Raw genomic sequence first — 2850 nt, 5'->3', positions numbered from 1 at the left:
CACACCCGTTCCCATACCGAACACGGAAGTTAAGCTCTCTAGCGCCGATGGTAGTTGGGACTTTGTCCCTGTGAGAGTAGGACGTTGCCAGGCAACTTGAGACGAGTCAGAATGACTCGTCTTTTTTGTATATACATAAATACAATGCTAAACAAGGGAGAAAGAGTATGAATAAGTTTGGGATTTTTTCGTTTCTAACGTTCATCGCAAGTGTATTTTCGTTCTTAGTTCTAAGAGGGCCTAATGCGAATTTATCCTTGATTATTGTCATTCTAGGTACACTTTCACTACTTGGAATTGTTTTCGCTATCATATCAAAGCAGTGGTTATCAGGAATAATTGGTATTGTATTAAATGGCGGAGTATTGGTAAGTGTATATTTCCTATTGCTTGCAAAGGGAATTGCTGATTAATATGTTTTTAATTGATCAAGGGGATTTAATGGAATAAACCTTATAAAAAGCTCAGAGCTAAAACTTTGAGCTTTTTTACGTGTTAAATACTGCGTGAATCTACTTGCGAATATCATTGTTATTTAAGATTTTTTCCGAAAAAAAAAGATCGCCTCGTTGACGATCTTTTTAAACTACATCTCCAGTTACTAACATGGAACGCTTTTGAAGGCTATCAGAACGAAGACTATACGCGACTACCTTTTTCTTATACTGTTTGATTACATCAACGTGGTCGTTGTAACTGTATATAGAAAAACTAACATCCTTCTTGCCCCTCTTAGTATTGATGACCAATGGTGTTCCACTGCTCTGTGGAGGGAAATAGTATTTCTCTAAAAATAGCGCTTGGTTAAATTGATTAATAACTTGAATCTTTTCTTCACCTTCTAAAGATTTTCCATCGATGGTTACGGTAGCAGCCGTATCATCGAGCGTTGGGTGTAATTGAAATTTGTTGGTAAACGATTCTACAACAGAAGATGGAAGAGAAGTTAGTATTAATTTAAGAGTAAACATAATAACCAACGAAACTATAAACCAGGTTGTCATATTTTATCATCTCCATTACGTTTTAAAATAACATTATGACAGTACTTATATTGGTAATCAGCTGATAGACATATAAAAATAGACCATAATGGCCTATTGTTTATTAACTGTTCATAATTTCCATTTTATCATAGGGTAGTTAGTTGATTTGTGTATATTATGTGAAACTTTATGAATTTATCTCATTTTTTAGGGTCAACGTTATCATTATGAAGCAAAACAGCGTCAAGCAAATGATGATGAAATTTCGCAATTAATTATTGAAGCCTTTTGTAAAATAACGTTTGAATTATATTATTAATGAATGGGGAGGATTATGGATTTGGATTATTTCAAGTGGAATTATGCTACTCTTATGTAATAGATTTGTTAAAAAGAGAGCATTAGAACCGCTTGTTGATTTCCAACAAGTAGTAAAGGCGATTGCTAGAAAAGAGTAGCATTTCACTTTACCACACACTCCTATTAAAGAAATTAATAATCTATCAGAATCTTTTTTAACTTTACAAGGTCGCTTGAAAGAAGCTTTGGAAAAACAAGAGCAAATGGAACAAGAACGGAAGTTGTTTTTTTCTTCTATTATACATGATTTAAGAACTCCCTTATTTTCAATAAGGGGATATTTAGAGGGGTTAAAAAAAGGAATTGCAAATACACCTGAGAAAAGGAAGAAATATATAGACATTAGTTATGAGAAAGCAAGTGTTTTAAATGAATTAATTTCTGATTTACACTCTTTCACCCAAGTGAATTATTTAGAAAAGCCTTTGGATCTAGAAGAATTAAATTTCACCGCTGTTATGAAGGAATTAATTCAAGGATTTGAACCAGAATTAGTGAAAAAAGAACAAGAAATAACTTTTACTTCGTGTGGGGATATTATTTTTAAGGGAGATTATTATCTATTATCTCGTGCAGTTAATAATATTTTATCAAATGCAATACAATATACTCCTGTTAAAGGACAAATACAGGTGAACTTAGAGATTAGTGTAGAAAATCATATTTGTTTATCAATATCAGATAACGGTCCTGGTATTCTAGATAAGGATATTCCATATATATTTTCTCCTTTATACAGAGGAGAAAAATCGCGAAATCGAAAAACGGGGGGCTTGGGTTTAGGCCTTACCATTGCTAATAGTATTGTTAATAAGCATAACGGGAAAATTGAAGTTTTTAATAATAATGATAAGGGTGTTACATTTAGAATTATTCTGAAATTATGAACAAAGAAAGGCGTGCTCCTTTCTTTCAAATTTAGTACTTCTAATCATTTCTTATAAAACTACTCCACTCATTGTGAGAAAAGTATATTACGATGAGTGAAGAACGTGTCATTACGGTTGTGGTGATTGTAACAGGTGAGAAAAGTGATGGGAAATACCCTTAAATATTCGATGAAGCTTATTCAGAAATAGCTATATATTGCGTTTTATAATAACAGAAGGGTCCATTCTAGTATTTTGGACTTATTGCCAAATGAATTTTATTAAAGAAGTTAGAGCATGAAGCGAGACTTTTTCTTGTCGGATAGTATGCCCAAATTAGGAGGTTAATCCGATTTATACTTCATTAACAGGGCGAGTGTGGTGTTCTCCTCTTAAATTAATATATTTTTAAAAAAGACATTGACTCTTATTAAATAAGGGTGTAATATTATACGAGTCGCTGATGAAACAAATCAAAAACGCGACAAACAAAACAAAAAACTTAGTTGACATTGAATAACTGAGATGTTAACATAAGGGAGTCGCAATTGAGCGGCGGATGAGTTCTTTGAAAACTGAACGAAACAAACAACGTGAAACGTCAATTTTTATTTATGATGCTAGACAAACACTTT

General features: G+C 32.6%; 4 protein-coding genes and 1 rRNA gene. 4 read left to right on the top strand and 1 reads right to left on the bottom strand.

Features of this window, described 5'->3' with window-relative positions:
* Together rrf and BR72_RS17190 are read left to right on the top strand one after the other, a co-directional pair.
* Positions 1 to 93 (top strand): 5S ribosomal RNA (gene rrf / locus BR72_RS25035); the annotation flags it as partial.
* Positions 94 to 167: 74 nt separating this feature from the next.
* Positions 168 to 413, top strand: a complete 246-nt coding sequence (locus BR72_RS17190) for a hypothetical protein (RefSeq protein WP_035434867.1) — start codon at positions 168 to 170, stop codon at positions 411 to 413.
* Between the two features lie 168 nt (positions 414 to 581).
* Here BR72_RS17190 and BR72_RS17185 read toward each other — a convergent pair whose 3' ends face one another.
* A complete protein-coding gene (locus BR72_RS17185; protein ID WP_035434866.1) occupies positions 582 to 1004 on the bottom strand; it encodes a YfmQ family protein in 423 nt (140 codons plus the stop codon).
* 284 nt (positions 1005 to 1288) lie between these two features.
* On the opposite strand from BR72_RS17185, the gene BR72_RS26480 reads away from it, so the two are divergent.
* Positions 1289 to 1444: a hypothetical protein gene (locus tag BR72_RS26480; protein ID WP_156107959.1), complete on the top strand. Its 156-nt coding sequence runs from the start codon at positions 1289 to 1291 to the stop codon at positions 1442 to 1444.
* 75 nt (positions 1445 to 1519) lie between these two features.
* The gene (locus BR72_RS17180) at positions 1520 to 2233 is read left to right on the top strand and encodes a sensor histidine kinase (RefSeq protein WP_051957353.1); all 714 of its coding nucleotides are present in this window, start codon (positions 1520 to 1522) and stop codon (positions 2231 to 2233) included.
* Positions 2234 to 2850: the final 617 nt, after the last annotated feature.

The organism is Bacillus sp. UNC322MFChir4.1 (assembly GCF_000746135.1).
GTDB lineage: Bacteria > Bacillota > Bacilli > Bacillales > Bacillaceae_G > Bacillus_A.
The sequence above is the reverse complement of the archived record's forward strand: the minus strand, read 5'-3'. Positions and strand labels throughout refer to the sequence as shown.